Source organism: Streptomyces sp. NBC_00996, assembly GCF_045162675.1.
Taxonomy (GTDB): domain Bacteria; phylum Actinomycetota; class Actinomycetes; order Streptomycetales; family Streptomycetaceae; genus Streptomyces.
In genome coordinates, this window is record NZ_CP108723.1 from 1,098,147 (window position 1) to 1,111,071 (window position 12,925).

Consider the following 12,925-nt stretch of genomic DNA (forward strand, 5'->3'; position numbering starts at 1 on the left):
CGTGTGTCTGTTGTAGACGACAGGCCGCGCTTTATGCAACTAGTTGCACAATGAGGAGCGTCACTCGGCCGAGGGCCGGCCGGGCGCCGAGTGCGCCGACCGGTGCGGGCCGGTCGACCATCACCAGGTGGCCCGCATCGGGGACGGCGACCATCGTGACGTTGGGGGCGGCGTCGAGTGCGGCCCGTTCCGCCACGATCAGCCGGCCGTGGGGATTGCGGCCGGCGGCCACTTCGCTGGCCTGCTCGTCCTTGTGTCGCCGGCCTTCTCGGCGCCCGACGAGCCCAAGGCGCCCGTCGTCGCCGACCGTCCGGGGCGGCTGCCCGACCTCGGAGCCCTGACAGCCGCGGAGTGGCACGCCGGACGGGGGAACTCGGCGATCCCTTACCGAACACGGCACGTCGGAGGCACCGGCCCCCGTGACTACGGCCGGACGCCGATCACGACGTTGGCGTACATCTCCCGCGAGACCTCCAGCCGCGTGATCAGACCGCTGCGGGCGAAGGTCTCGACGGCCAGGGGTGCCTGGTGTTCGCTCGTCTCGACGAGGAGACAGCCACCGGGGGCCAGCCACCGGGACGCCTCGGCGGCGACCCGGCGCACGAGGTCGAGCCCGTCCGCGCCGCCGTCCAGAGCGATCAGGGGTTCATGGTCGCGGGCCTCCGAGGGCAGCAGGCCGACCTCTTCGGTGGGGACGTAGGGCACATTGGCGGCCAGGACGTCGACGCGGCCGTGCAGCGTGTCGGGCAGGGCGGCGAAGAGGTCGCCCTCGTGGACGAGTCCGCCGAACGGCGCGACGTTGCGGCGGGCACAGCGCACCGCGGCAGGGTCGACGTCGGCGGCGTGCAGTTCGGGCCCGCCGAGGGCCGCGGCCAGAGCTGCTCCCACCGCGCCCGAGCCGCAGCACAGGTCCACGACGACGGACGCGTTCTTCGCGAGCGCCACGGCCTGGTCGACGAGGAACTCGGTGCGGCGGCGAGGCACGAAGACACCCGGTTCCACGCCGATGCGCAGACCGTGGAACTCGGCCCAGCCGAGGACGTGTTCGAGGGGGAGTCCCGCGACGCGCCGGTCCACCATGGCGGTGACCTCGTCGGCGGTGCGGGCGCTGGAGAGGATCAACTCCGCCTCGTCCTCGGCGAAGACGCAGCCTGCGGAACGGAGCGTGGCGACAACGGAAGCAGAAAGAGGGGCCATGAATGCGAGAGCCTTTCGAGGGGCCGAAGGGCGCTCTCGCGCTCACCTACAGGCGGTGAGCCGCATTGCCTCGAGGTGAGAGCACCCGACCTGACACAGCGGTAATGGGTCTCACCCCCTCGACAACTCCTCGGCTGGGGCGGTCCGCAGCCGGGACAGCCACCTTACAGGCACCGTCAGACGGCGACCGACTCCGCCGGCTCTTCCTCGGCTTCCTCCACTTGGGGAACGGCCTCTTCCCGCACGGAGCCACGGGCACGTGCCCGCTCGACGGCGCCGGCGACGGCGGTGACCAGCAGGCCGACCACCAGCCAGGCGACCAGCGTTCCCACGTTGCCGGACAGACCGTCGCGGTCGAAGTAGAGGAGGCTACGGATGCCCTCGACGAATCCGGCGCCGTTCCAGAAGGAGTGCAGGGTGCCGAAGAAGCCGTTCTGGAGCTCCGGCCGGAACAGGCCACCGGAGCTGGTGAAGTTGAGCATCACGAAGAGCACCATCATGGCGAGCGTGGTCCACCGCTTGAGAAAGGTGTGCAGCCCGACGCCGATGAAAAGGATGCCCGCGGAGTAGAGCCAGCTCATCGCCCACACGGTCGCGAGGTCGTGGTGGGCGAGGTGGAAGACGGGTCCGGCGAGCGCCGCGCCGATGACGCTCACGACGCCGGACACCCCGACGGCCAGCAGCGCGCGTATCCGCAGGGGCAGCCCCGCGCCCGCGGCACCGAGCGCGGCGACGGACGCGTAGGCGCCGATGCTCACCGCGATCAGCAGGAAGAACAGGCCCTGGCCCGTGGGGTCGTCGTCGACCGGCGGGGCGACGTCGGTGACCTTCAGTACCTCGCCCCGCTGGGCGGCGACCGGCGTGAAGACCTTCTCGACCGCCATGGCGCCCATGTCGGACGCGGCGGTGGCGACGACCAGTTCAGGCGACTTAGCGCTCGGCACGTAAGCACCGGTGATATCGCGGGACTTGAGCAGGTCCACCGCCTCGCTGCGGTCCGGGACGGTGCGGACGTCGAGCTTGTCCCCCGCCTTGTCCTTGACCGTCTGGGCGAACACCTTCGCCTTGGGGCCGGCGCCGACGACGGCGACGGGCAGGTGATGCGGCTCCGGCGTCACGAACGCGCCCATGTAGGCCAGCCCCATGCCGAGACACATCAGCAGGGGCGTGACCAGGTGCGTGAGCACATGGCGCAGGGCCGGGGAACGCAGGCCGGTGACCACGGGTCCTCCATTGGTTGGCAAATACAACCCTCTATCAAGTTGTACTATACAACCAGAAGAGTGGAGGAAGGTCCCGTGAAGGCACCCGAAGAGTCCGATGAGACGGTTGTCACCAGCAGCGCGCCGACGGACACGGCCGGCACGCTCGCGGACACGGCTGGTATGCCGACGGCCGACGGGCCGGTGTCCGCAGCGTCGGCCGCCGAGACGGCTGTCGAGACCATCCAGCGCGAGATGACCATCTTCGCCCGGCGGGCCCGGTCCTTGGCGGGGCGCATGCACCCCGAACTGTCCCTGGTCTCGTACACGCTGCTCGGTCATCTGGAGGAGAGCGGCGGCTGCCGTGCCACCGACCTGGCCTCGCACTACGCGCTCGACAAGTCCACCGTGAGCCGTCAGGTGGCCGCGCTGGAGCGGGCCGGGCTCATCGAGCGCCGGCTGGACCCCGAGGACCACCGGGTGCAGGTACTGCATCTGACGGAGGCGGGCAGCCGGATTCTCGCCCAGGTCACCGAGAGCCGCCGGGGCGCGTTCCGGGAGCGGCTCTCGGGCTGGGCGGAAGACGATCTGGAACGGTTCGCCGCGTATCTCGTGCACTACAACACGGGGTACGAACCGCCCGTCAGAAAGGGAGCCGCGAGCTGAGGAGCTCTCCCGCCCGCGGTCTCCGGGTCCTCGTCGTCAGGTCGCCGGGTCCTCGTCGTCATTCGTTCGCCCGGTCCAGTCGTCATCGGGCTCCGACGACCCGCTCGTCCCCCAGCCGCTCCGGCACACGCGCCGCCATGAAACGAGTGGTGCGGCGCAGTGGGAGGTGACCTTCAGCGTGGAGGGCGTCCAACTGGTCGACGACGGGCTCGCCACGGCGCCGGACGCCGAGGCCGTGCGGCTCGGCCCCGCCGACGTGCCCGAGATGCTCGACCTGGTCGAGCGGACCAGACCCGGCCCCCCCGGCGAGTGCGCGCTCATGCGGACACCTCGATCACGATCTTGCCGCGCGCGTGACCGTCCTCGACGGTGCGCAGTGCCTCACCGGCCCGGTCGAGCGGGAACGTCCGCGTCACGAACGGCCGCAGCTTTCCGTCGACCACGAGCTGCGCCACCTCATCGAGCACGGCGGCGGTCCGGGCCCGTGCGACGGGTACACCGCCGAGCCGGGCGACCGTCTCCCGGTCGGCACCCGTGATCAGCTTCGTACGGTCGGCCAGCAGCGTGGCCGCGGCTTCCAGCACCTCGCCCCCGACGAGGTCGAACACGGCGTCCACGCCGTCCGGCGCCGCCGCGCGCACCCGCTCCGCGAGGCCGGCCCCCGACGGGACGTGCACGGCTCCGATCGACTCGACGAAGTCCTTCTTGGCGTCGCTCGCGACCCCGACGACGCGCAGCCCGAAGGCGCGCGCGATCTGTGCGGCGGCGACCCCGACCCCGCCGCCCGCGCCGGTGATCAGCACGGTCGCGCCGGACGGAAGGTCCAGCTGGCGGATTCCGTCGTACGCGGTCGCCGCCGCGACGGGCAGGGCCGCGGCGTCCGTGAACGACAACTGGGCGGGCTTGTGCGCGGTGACGGCGACGGGAAGGAGCGTGTACCGGGCGTATCCGCCGGCCACCGGGTTGCCGAAGACCTCGTCTCCCGGGCCGAAGCCGGCCACATCGGCGCCGACCTCCTCGACGACCCCGGCGACCTCGTTGCCGAACACCACGGGCAGCTCCGGCTCCGGGACGCCCGGGCGGCGGTACCCCGTCCGCTGCTTCCAGTCGACCGGGTTCACACCGGCCGCGCGCACCGCGACGAGGATCTGGCCGGGGCCCGGGCTCGGCCGGTCCTGCTCCACCAGGGCCTCGGTCTCCGGGCCGCCGTACCGCGTGAAGACGTACGCCTTGGGCATCTGCTCCCTCACTCTCCTTCGCTGTCACCAGTCACGGGGCCACTGTCACCGGTTGTAGTTGTACGGACCACCGGACTGGCTCTAGCGGCAAGGAAGATCGCGGCGAGGCTATTCCCCGGCTTCGGGAGAGTTCATACGTCCGCAATGATCGGGGCCCTGGCCCGGAGCACGGTGCACCACCCCGTACGGTTGAACGCGTAAGCAATGGTCACGCTCGATCCGCGGGCCGCCGTCCCGGACGGCCTGGAGGCACCACCCGTATGAATGTCACGCGAGGCTTCACCGGGCGTCCGCGCGCCCACAACACCGGACTGCCTCCGGGGCAGTACGACGCGGGCGAGGACTGGCCGGTCCTGTCCGCCGAGGTCACACCCGACCTGACGCCCGGCGACTGGACCTTCCGGATCGACGGTCTGGTGGCCGAGCCGCGTACCTGGGACTGGGAGCAGGCGCACGCGCTGCCCGCCTCGGCGTACGAGGGTGACATCCACTGCGTGACGAGCTGGTCGAAGTTCGGGGTGCGCTTCGGGGGTGTGTCCCTGGACGCGTTCCTCGACGTCGTACATCCGGACGCGACCGCCACCCACGCGGTGGCGTACTCGCACACCGGGTACACCACGAACCTTCCGCTGGCCGACCTCACCGGCGGCCGCGCCTGGATCGTGTGGGAGTACGACGGGAAGCCGCTGCCGGCCGAGCACGGCGGCCCGGTGCGGCTGATCGTGCCGCATCTGTACTTCTGGAAGAGCGCCAAGTGGATCGCGGGCCTGAGGATCCTCGACCATGACGAGCCGGGCTTCTGGGAGCAGAACGGCTATCACGCACGCGGCAACCCCTGGGAAGAGCAGCGCTACTCCGGTGACTGAGACGGCCGTATCCCCGATGACCGAGACCTTCATACCTCCGACGGCCTTCGCCGTGCCCGGGCGGATCGCCGTGAGCGATCGTGCAGCGGCCACTTGGCAGACGGCCACGCTCACCGAGATCCGCCAGGAGACACCGCACGCCGCCACCTTCCGCTTCGCGGTTCCGCGGTGGATGGGGCATCTGCCCGGGCAGCATCTGATGCTGCGGCTGACCGCCGAGGACGGGTATGTGGCGCAACGCCATTACTCCATCGCGTCGCCGCCCGACGACACCGGGCACATCGAGCTGACGCTCGATCATGTCGAGGGCGGTGAGGTCTCCGGCTGGTTCCACACCGTCGCCGAGCCCGGCGACTCGGTCGAGGTGCGCGGCCCGCTCAGCGGCTTCTTCGCCTGGCCCGGCGACCGGCCCGCGCTGCTCATCGGCGCCGGCTCCGGTGTCGTACCGCTGATGTCGATGCTGCGCCACCGCCGCGCGCGGGCCCTGGACGTCCCGCTGCGGCTGCTCGTCTCGGCGCGCAGCCCCGGAGAGCTCATCTACGCTCGGGAGTACGGAGCGGAGACCACGCCCGTGTTCACGCGCCGCGCGCTGGACGGTGTGCCGGTGCGGCGTATGACGGCCGCCCATGTGGAGCCGCTCCTGGCCGATCAGCCTCCCGGTGGGTGGGAGGCCTATGTGTGCGGCTCCAACGGGTTCGCGGAGCACGCCTCGCGGTTGCTGGTGGAAGCAGGTCAGCCCGTGGACCGGATTCGTATCGAGCGGTTCGGCTGAAAAGTTTGCCGGGTCACGCCGTCAGTTGTGCGGCACGACCGCCACGGGACACGTGGCGTGGTGGATGAGTGAGTGCGCGGCACGGCCCAGGCCCCCGCCCGAACGGCGCCCGATGACGAGCAGGCCGGCCAGGGTGGACGCTTTCAGCAGATGGTGTCCGGGGTGACCGTAGACGACCTGCTCGCAGACGGGTGTCTCGGGGAACTTGTGGCGCCACGGCTGCAAGGTGCTGGCCAGCACGTGCCACCTGCCGTCCTCCCGCTCGGCCGTGTCGCTGGGCAGGGGCACCACGGGCGCATAGCCGCGCAGCGGCGGCAGGGTCCAGGTGTGCACCACATGCAGCGGCGCCGAGCGGAACGCGGCCGTGTCGAAGGCGTAGCGGATGAGGTCGTCCGCCGGATGGTCCAGGTCGAGGCCGAGGACCACCGGAAGGTACGGGGCGGCGCTCGGTGACGTGCCGTCGACGGCGGGCATCCGTTCGTCCTCGGGGATTTCGCCCGCGCGCACCACGACGACCGGGCGTTCGGCGCGGGCCGCGACGCCCAGGGCCACCGAACCGATCAGGAACCCGGCGAACCCGGTGAAGCCGCGTGAGCCGAGGACCAGGGTCTCGGCCTCCGCCGCCTCCGCGAGCAGCGCCGGGACGGCGGGGGTGTCGGTGGTACGGGCGATGATGTCCAACGCCGGGTGGGCGTACGACAGTTGGATCGCCGCGCGGTCGAGTGCGGAGCGGGTACGCCCGGCCGGGACGTCGACGTCCGGGATCCGCGCGGGCACGACGGGTTCCGGCCCCGCGTGCAGCAGGCGCAGGGGGAGACGGCGGCGCCCGGCCTCGCGGGCGGCCCAGTCGGCGGCGTCCAGACTGGCGCGCGAGCCGTCGATGCCTACGGTGATGGTGCGGGTGCCGATGGTCATGGCTCCTGCCTTCCGGGAGTTCGGCGGTCAGCCGGTCCAGGGCTGCCGTTCGCCGGCGGAGTGGTGGGCAAGTTCCACAGCGGGCGCGATTCAGTCGCACGGCGCCGCAATCGGCGCGGGGTCCCCTGTGAACGCCGGCAGCCGTGCGCGGTCCGTCGGGAGAGGCGAACCGGCCTCTCCCCGGGGGCCGTTCGGCCCGCGACGCAGGGGCGGACGGGCCGCCCGGCACAGGCCCACGAGGAGGTGCCGCTCCGACGTCGTCGGCGCGCGAGCCGAACCGCAGTGGACGCGACGAACGGCGTGACGCGTGCGGCGCACTCCCCCCTGGGGCAGCGACACACCCCCTGTGAAGGGACCGTTCGGCCCTGTCGACGTATGCCGCAGTACGCGACGATCGATCGTGGGCCCCAGCCTCCGGGGCCGCAGCGTCCGGGGAGCAGTGGACATGGACGAACCGCAGCACGCGCCGCCTTCGCCACCCGTCCGGGTGTTCCTCCTCGACGACCACGAGGTGGTCCGCCGGGGACTGCACGACCTCATCGACGCCGAGCCGGACATGGAGGTCGTCGGGGAGGCCGGAACAAGCGCGCCGGCGCTGGTCCGTGGACCGGCACTGCGGCCGGACGTGGCGATCCTCGACGTCCGGCTCCCGGACAGCGACGGGATCACCGTCTGCCGTGAACTGCGGTCGCGGATGCCGGGGTTGGCGCGCCCGCACCGCGGGGGCCACTCGGACACCGGTGGGAGGCAAGGCTTGGCGACCTCCGGCGGCACACGTACGGTGTGATCATCCGCACCTCTGATGTCAAAGGTGGTCCTTCATGGCCTTGTTCGACCTCCCCCTCGACGAGCTCCGCGACTATCACAGCGCGTCCGCCGAGCCGGAGGACTTCGACGCCTTCTGGGCCAAGACGCTCCAGGAGTCCCGTGAGCACGACCTCGCCGCGCGCTTCGAGGCGTTCGAGACCCCCCTGAAGACCGTCAAGGTGTACGACGTCACCTTCGCCGGTTTCGGGGGGCACCCGGTCAAGGGCTGGCTGACCGTCCCGGCCTGGTCGAACGGGCCCCTGCCCACCGTCGTCGAGTTCGTCGGGTACGGCGGCGGACGCGGCCTTGCGCACACGCATCTGCTGTGGGCCTCGGCGGGCTTCGCGCATTTCGTGATGGACACGCGCGGCCAGGGCAGTGCCTGGGGCGGCGGCGAGACCCCGGACCCGGTGGGCAGCGCGCCCGCGTACCCCGGTTTCATGACGCGCGGGATCGAGGACCCCGAGGGCTACTACTACCGGCGGCTGTTCACCGACGCGGTACGCGCCGTGGAGGCCGCCCGCTCGCATCCGCTGGTCGACGCGGCGCGCATGGCGGCCCTCGGCGGCAGCCAGGGCGGCGGTATCACCCTCGCGGTGGGCGGTCTGGTGCCGGACCTGGCCGCGATCGTGCCCGATGTGCCATTCCTGTGCGATTTCCCGCGCGCCACGGTGATCACGGACCGCAACCCCTACCGCGAGATCGGCAACTACCTCAAGACCCACCGCGGCCGCACCGACCAGGCGCTGCGCACGCTCTCCTACTTCGACGGAGTGCACTTCGCCGCGCGCGGCCGGGCACCCGCCCTGTTCTCGGTCGCCCTGGAGGACCAGACCTGCCCACCGTCAACGGTCTTCGCGGCGTTCAACGCGTGGGCGCACGACGACAAGAACATCGAGGTGTACGACTTCAACGACCACGAGGGCGGCGGCCCCTACCAGGAGGCGGCCCAGTTGCGCTGGCTGCCCGACCACCTCTGAGGCCCGCGATGGACACGGCTCAGGCGGCGCGGCGCTTCGTCAGGGTGTGGGAACGGGCCTGGGCGGCCCACGACGTCGACGCGATCCTGGAGTTGTACGCCACCGACTGCGTTCACCGCTCCATGCCGTTCCGTGAGCCGCACCGGGGCCGGAGCGAACTCGCTGCGTATGTACGGTGGTCCTTCACGGCCGAGCAGACGACCGACGTTCGATTCTCCGAACCGATCGTCGGGCAGGACGGTCTGGCCGTCGCCGAATTCCGCGTCCTGGCGGAGGAGGACGGTCAGCCGTCGTCGCCGGCGGGCTGCGTCTTCGTACGCTTCGACGCGGCGGGCCTGGCCGTGGAGACGCGCGACTACTGGCACAGCACCCCGGCGTACGTAGCCTCTCTCCGATGGGAGATGACTTAGTACAGCGAGCGCACTGGGAGAATCTGGAGGGACAGAACTGGGCTGGCTTGGCCCGACTGTCCACCGAAGAGACCGAGGGCGAGATCTCCTCTGACGCTACATCAGGGGAGTCTGGCCCTCGCGCCCGCAACGTCGAGCCCGTCGCTCAGCCAGTCCTCACCCGCGCCAGTCACCTTGCCAACCTCTGCCCTGATCTAGGTAATGGATCGTCAACTTCCTTGTCCCAGGGCAGAAATGCAGCACGGCGGCCCCGGTACCATCAGGCACCGGGGACCGTCGCGTCCCCTGCCGGGCCACCCTTCGCTTTCCAGGGCTGATGGGGTGACCCGGTCTCGGTATGGGGTTGTGAAGCGCGGCCCCTCTCTCGGGAGGGGAGCCCCCGGGGTATCCGAGGAGCCGCGCCCCTTTTGCGGCCGAAGTGGTCGTGACCGGCCGCGCCGCCGGGTCCGTCGTCCCCGCTCCCGATCGCGTGGGAGGTTGCAGGGGATGGAGTAATCGTCAAGACCTGTGGACTGGGTAGTTAGAAGAAGCCGATCGTGTCCTTGAGAACGGCTCGGCGCTGCGCACTATGACCTGGGACCTCAACAACCAGCTGCCTCTCCTGGTCACCGAGAACGGCAGCAGCGGCAGCCTCATCGCCGACTATCAGTACAATCCGGTCGACCAGATCCAGGGCGAGGCCACCAGCGCCGGAGCCTTCTACCACCACCACGACCTGCTCGGCTCCGTAACCGACATCACCGACACCAACGGCGCCCTGCAGAGGAGTTACAGCTACACAGCCTTCGGCGAAGGCACGCAGACCGACGTCGCCACCAGCCCGCCCACGAACCGCTTCACCTACACGGGCGAGTACAAGGAGCCCACCACCAGCGCTGCGGGCTACTACCTCCGCGCTCGCAACTACGCGCCCGACACCGGCCGCTTCACCAGCCGCGACTCCTACACGGCAGGCCAGGACACCCCGGCAGAATCGCCCTACGCCTACGTCGGCAACGGGCCCACCCACCGGTACGACCCCGCAGGCACCTGCTGGTGGATCCCAGGGAGCGGCGATGGAAGCTGCTGGACGTCGGAAATCCCTGGAACCGAGCTCATCCCCTTCGAACCTGCGATGAAGTGGATTGGCAACTCCATCGTCGACACCTGCACTTCCGGATCCGACTATGCGAAGGCCAACGGCCGATGGGGATGGACCGGCTGCGTCGACGAGTTCACAGGCATGGGCGCTGCGCGGCGCGGTGTCGATTCCTTCCAGCAAGGAGACGCTGTTAATGGCACGTTCCAGTGCCTCGGCGCAGTGGGGCAGTTCGGGCTGCTCTTCCTGCCCGGCCCAAGGGTTCCGGCGGGCACGACTGGTAGCACGAAGACGCTGACTGGCAACCGTTTCGTCAATCCTGGGGCTGCGCTTACTGGGTCGCAGGAAATTGCAATACTGCCCGACTTCAACTCGCGCCTTTCGGCAGTGAGGCACTACAGTGATCATGTCCTCGGCGTGAGGATCAATGGCAAGGGTAAGGTCTCTGGCCCGTCTAAGCAGCCAGCGAACATGCCGGAATTCCGCGGCGTAGGGGGATTCGATAAGTACAGGAATGCGGCCCGTTCCTTCATGTCGGGAAGTGGCCCTCGCGGATCAATCACCTTGCCCGGCACTTCGCCGGGATCGTTCTTCCGGGTGGACCCGAGTACGGGATACTTTGGTTACATGAACTCGTCTGGGACCATTTCAACCTTCTTTCGCCCGCATAGTGACCCAATGCAGTACTTCTGGGAGCAGTTCAAGTGACTGCGCACGAAGGTACCCTGGCGGACCACTTGCGGAGAATCGCGAGGGAAGCGGGGTGGACTGTCATACTGCTTCCTGGCGAGGCTTTGCGCAGCTGGGAAGAAATGGTGGATGAATGTGCACACGGTTACGACATGGACGTGTCGGAGTACTTAAACGATCTATCTGTCCGTGACCTGCTCCAGCGGGTCTCAGACGACCCATCAGTGCAGTCACTCCCCGAGTATTCGTGGTTCGCTAACGAGCTCGCGAGCATCGATGAAGGGTTCAAGGTTCTCCTGATCCGCGGTCCGCTCATTCGGCCTGAAGAGCATCGGTGGTGGCGGCGGTCGCTCCCGGCGGTAGGGCGCACAGATTTCGTGACAGATGTGAAGGAGCGATACGGCGTGGAGCTGACGCTCGTCGACTGAAGGAGGATCCAAAACTCCGAGATCGATCCGAATCGCGGCACCCGACACCGACAACGCACAGCCGCAATTGTCCATGATCGGTACCAGTTACGCCCCGGTGTAACTGGTACCGATCATGGCGTTCTGTCGGATCGTTGCTGCCGTTGAGGCGGGAATGCGAGGACCGGACGAGGGAGGGTTACATCCACCAAGGTGGTGCGCACACCGCCACGGGCCATCAGGAGCCCTCCGGTTCGCTGTTCCTCACCTGGGCAGGCCCATCGGCCCGCCGTCCTCCTCGGCACGCCCGGGGACGGGTCGGCGGGCAGTGGGTACGGTTCCGCGGCCGAACGACAGATGCGGTCCAGCGGCTTCCCTCCAGTCCGACCAGTCGGTACGTTCAACGGGCCCGGCTCCTTCCGGGTTCATCCGCGGACGCATGACGGAGGTCCCATGTCCCAGTACGCGCCTGATGTTCAAGGCCACTGCGATGCGCGCTTCTCGGCGGTGCGCGCCGCGTTCGAGGAGAACTTCCGCGAGCGCGGCGAACTGGGAGCGGCCGTGACCGTCACACTGGACGGGGAGACCGTGGTGGACCTGTGGGGCGGCTGGGCCGACGCGGCGCGCAGCCGCCCCTGGGAGCGCGAGACGCTGGTCAACGTGTGGTCGACGTCGAAGGGACCGACCTCACTGTGTGCCCACATCCTGGCCGATCGGGGGCTGCTCGACTTCGACGCCCCGGTGGCCACGTACTGGCCGGAGTTCGCGGCGGCGGGCAAGGAGTCGGTCCTCGTGCGGCATCTGCTGTCGCACCGGGCGGGGCTGTCCGGGCTGCGCGAGCCGCACACGCTCGCACAGCTCTGCGACTGGGAGGTGACCGTCGAGCGCCTCGCGGCCCAGGAGCCCTGGTGGGAGCCCGGGTCGCAGTCCGGCTATCACGCGCTCACGTTCGGCCACCTGGTCGGCGAGGTGGTACGGCGGGTCTCGGGGCTGCTGCCGGGCGCGTTCCTGGAGCGGGAGGTGACCGGGCCCCTCGGCATCGACTTCACCATCGGACTGCCGGAGAAGGAGGCCGACCGGGCGGCTGAGCTGGTACATCCGCCGGCCGCGTCCAGCAGTGAACAGGCCGCGATCTTCGCCCAGTTGGCGCCCGCAGCACTGTCCGCGCTGGCCAATCCGCTCGTCGGCGCGGCCGAGGCGAACACGCCGCAGTGGCGAGCGGCCGAGATCCCGGCCGCGAACGGCCACGGGACGGCCCGCGCGGTCGCCGCGCTGTACGCGATCTTCGCCCGGCAAGGCGCGTACGGCTCCCGGCAGGTGCTCTCGCCGGAGGCCGCCGAGCGGGTGCGCGAGGGGCAGGGTAGCTGCCGTGACCTGGTGCTGGGCGCCGGGTTCGAGAACGAGACGGAGATCGGGCTCGGGCTGTGGCTGAGCGGTCCCAACGGGTCGTACGGACCCAACCCGCGCGCTTTCGGACACGACGGCTTCGGCGGCTCCTGCGGTCTCGCCGACCCGGAGGCGGGCGTCTCCCTCGGGTACGTCATGAACCGCATGGGCCCGCACATCGCCGACGACCCAAGGAAGATGGCGCTCGTCGACGCCCTGTACGGCGCGCTCTGAGCATGTCCGCACCGTACGGAGGGTGCGGGCTGAAATCGGCCGAACTGCCCAGCCGGTCTTTCCTGGTGGTTTAGACC

Annotated in this window: 13 protein-coding genes and 2 pseudogenes; 10 read left to right on the forward strand and 5 right to left on the reverse strand. The window is 69.8% G+C overall.

Features of this window, described 5'->3' with window-relative positions; genetic code table 11:
* Positions 1-31 precede the first annotated feature (31 nt).
* From OG390_RS05520 to OG390_RS05530, 3 genes are all read right to left on the reverse strand, one after another.
* A complete protein-coding gene (locus OG390_RS05520; RefSeq protein ID WP_406165443.1) occupies positions 32-358 on the reverse strand; it encodes a hypothetical protein in 327 nt (108 codons plus the stop codon).
* Between the two features lie 65 nt (positions 359-423).
* Complete coding sequence (locus tag OG390_RS05525) at positions 424-1,197, reverse strand: putative protein N(5)-glutamine methyltransferase (RefSeq protein ID WP_406165445.1); 774 nt, start codon at positions 1,195-1,197, stop codon at positions 424-426.
* A 176-nt stretch (positions 1,198-1,373) separates the two neighbouring features.
* Complete coding sequence (locus OG390_RS05530; RefSeq protein ID WP_406177508.1) at positions 1,374-2,408, reverse strand: hypothetical protein; 1,035 nt, start codon at positions 2,406-2,408, stop codon at positions 1,374-1,376.
* Between the two features lie 174 nt (positions 2,409-2,582).
* On the opposite strand from OG390_RS05530, the gene OG390_RS05535 reads away from it, so the two are divergent.
* Together OG390_RS05535 and OG390_RS05540 are read left to right on the forward strand one after the other, a co-directional pair.
* Positions 2,583-3,065 (forward strand): MarR family winged helix-turn-helix transcriptional regulator, encoded by a 483-nt coding sequence (locus tag OG390_RS05535; protein WP_406177510.1) that lies wholly within the window; start codon positions 2,583-2,585, stop codon positions 3,063-3,065.
* A 160-nt stretch (positions 3,066-3,225) separates the two neighbouring features.
* Positions 3,226-3,366, forward strand: a pseudogene (locus OG390_RS05540) (GNAT family N-acetyltransferase); the annotation flags it as partial.
* A 16-nt stretch (positions 3,367-3,382) separates the two neighbouring features.
* On the opposite strand, the gene OG390_RS05545 reads toward OG390_RS05540, so the two are convergent.
* A complete protein-coding gene (locus OG390_RS05545; RefSeq protein ID WP_406165447.1) occupies positions 3,383-4,303 on the reverse strand; it encodes an NADP-dependent oxidoreductase in 921 nt (306 codons plus the stop codon).
* Between the two features lie 260 nt (positions 4,304-4,563).
* Here OG390_RS05545 and OG390_RS05550 point away from each other — a divergent pair, with 260 nt between their 5' ends.
* Together OG390_RS05550 and OG390_RS05555 are read left to right on the forward strand one after the other, a co-directional pair.
* On the forward strand, positions 4,564-5,169 hold the full coding sequence (locus OG390_RS05550; protein WP_406165449.1) for a sulfite oxidase-like oxidoreductase: 606 nt from the start codon (positions 4,564-4,566) through the stop codon (positions 5,167-5,169).
* A 16-nt stretch (positions 5,170-5,185) separates the two neighbouring features.
* Positions 5,186-5,941: a ferredoxin reductase gene (locus OG390_RS05555; RefSeq protein ID WP_406165451.1), complete on the forward strand. Its 756-nt coding sequence runs from the start codon at positions 5,186-5,188 to the stop codon at positions 5,939-5,941.
* A gap of 21 nt (positions 5,942-5,962) precedes the next feature.
* Here the strand turns inward: OG390_RS05555 and OG390_RS05560 are convergent, their stop codons facing one another.
* The gene (locus tag OG390_RS05560; RefSeq protein WP_406165453.1) at positions 5,963-6,856 is read right to left on the reverse strand and encodes a universal stress protein; all 894 of its coding nucleotides are present in this window, start codon (positions 6,854-6,856) and stop codon (positions 5,963-5,965) included.
* 445 nt (positions 6,857-7,301) lie between these two features.
* On the opposite strand from OG390_RS05560, the pseudogene OG390_RS05565 reads away from it, so the two are divergent.
* The 6 genes and pseudogenes from OG390_RS05565 to OG390_RS05590 all read left to right on the forward strand — a co-directional run.
* Positions 7,302-7,565 (forward strand): annotated as a pseudogene (locus tag OG390_RS05565) (response regulator transcription factor); the annotation flags it as partial.
* Between the two features lie 112 nt (positions 7,566-7,677).
* On the forward strand, positions 7,678-8,643 hold the full coding sequence (locus OG390_RS05570; RefSeq protein ID WP_406165455.1) for an acetylxylan esterase: 966 nt from the start codon (positions 7,678-7,680) through the stop codon (positions 8,641-8,643).
* A gap of 8 nt (positions 8,644-8,651) precedes the next feature.
* Positions 8,652-9,053: a nuclear transport factor 2 family protein gene (locus OG390_RS05575; RefSeq protein ID WP_406165457.1), complete on the forward strand. Its 402-nt coding sequence runs from the start codon at positions 8,652-8,654 to the stop codon at positions 9,051-9,053.
* A 568-nt stretch (positions 9,054-9,621) separates the two neighbouring features.
* Positions 9,622-10,839, forward strand: coding sequence for an RHS repeat-associated core domain-containing protein (locus tag OG390_RS05580; protein WP_406165459.1), 1,218 nt, complete (start codon positions 9,622-9,624; stop codon positions 10,837-10,839).
* Between the two features lie 134 nt (positions 10,840-10,973).
* On the forward strand, positions 10,974-11,249 hold the full coding sequence (locus OG390_RS05585; RefSeq protein WP_406165461.1) for a hypothetical protein: 276 nt from the start codon (positions 10,974-10,976) through the stop codon (positions 11,247-11,249).
* Positions 11,250-11,681: 432 nt separating this feature from the next.
* Positions 11,682-12,848, forward strand: a complete 1,167-nt coding sequence (locus tag OG390_RS05590; protein WP_406165463.1) for a serine hydrolase domain-containing protein — start codon at positions 11,682-11,684, stop codon at positions 12,846-12,848.
* Positions 12,849-12,925: the final 77 nt, after the last annotated feature.

Bases quoted from the DNA above. Each gene is read 5' to 3' on its own strand.
- OG390_RS05575 (WP_406165457.1), top strand. From the start codon at position 8,652: ATGGACACGGCTCAGGCGGCGCGGCGCTTCGTCAGGGTGTGGGAACGG.
- OG390_RS05545 (WP_406165447.1), bottom strand. From the start codon at position 4,303: ATGCCCAAGGCGTACGTCTTCACGCGGTACGGCGGCCCGGAGACCGAG.
- OG390_RS05585 (WP_406165461.1), top strand. From the start codon at position 10,974: ATGGACGTGTCGGAGTACTTAAACGATCTATCTGTCCGTGACCTGCTC.
- OG390_RS05555 (WP_406165451.1), top strand. From the start codon at position 5,186: ATGACCGAGACCTTCATACCTCCGACGGCCTTCGCCGTGCCCGGGCGG.
- OG390_RS05580 (WP_406165459.1), top strand. From the start codon at position 9,622: ATGACCTGGGACCTCAACAACCAGCTGCCTCTCCTGGTCACCGAGAAC.
- OG390_RS05550 (WP_406165449.1), top strand. From the start codon at position 4,564: ATGAATGTCACGCGAGGCTTCACCGGGCGTCCGCGCGCCCACAACACC.
- OG390_RS05560 (WP_406165453.1), bottom strand. From the start codon at position 6,856: ATGACCATCGGCACCCGCACCATCACCGTAGGCATCGACGGCTCGCGC.
- OG390_RS05525 (WP_406165445.1), bottom strand. From the start codon at position 1,197: ATGGCCCCTCTTTCTGCTTCCGTTGTCGCCACGCTCCGTTCCGCAGGC.
- OG390_RS05535 (WP_406177510.1), top strand. From the start codon at position 2,583: ATGCCGACGGCCGACGGGCCGGTGTCCGCAGCGTCGGCCGCCGAGACG.
- OG390_RS05570 (WP_406165455.1), top strand. From the start codon at position 7,678: ATGGCCTTGTTCGACCTCCCCCTCGACGAGCTCCGCGACTATCACAGC.
- OG390_RS05590 (WP_406165463.1), top strand. From the start codon at position 11,682: ATGTCCCAGTACGCGCCTGATGTTCAAGGCCACTGCGATGCGCGCTTC.